Raw genomic sequence first — 238 nt, 5'->3', positions numbered from 1 at the left:
GTACACCACCGATGGCGAGGCGCCGAAAAAGTCGCTGACCGATGCCATCAATAATTCGCTTTCCATGCTCGGCTTCAGAGCAGACGTATTCCTGGGCATTTTCGATGACCGCGACTACGTTCAACAGCGTGAATTGCTCTCGAAGCTTACAGGAAGAAACATCGAGCCGCCCTTTTTCGTGCCCTTCTTCTTTCTGCGCTTCTTCGCCAACTTGCTTAGTCCGAGCGCCTTTTTCAAG

At 52.1% G+C, this 238-nt stretch carries 1 pseudogene; it reads left to right on the top strand.

From position 1 onward, the window contains the following. A pseudogene (locus M2D63_RS26075) lies at positions 1-238 on the top strand (hypothetical protein); the annotation flags it as partial.

The organism is Pseudomonas sp. BJa5, from assembly GCF_030272875.2.
GTDB lineage: Bacteria > Pseudomonadota > Gammaproteobacteria > Pseudomonadales > Pseudomonadaceae > Aquipseudomonas.
This window is presented reverse-complemented; position numbering and strand designations above follow the sequence as displayed.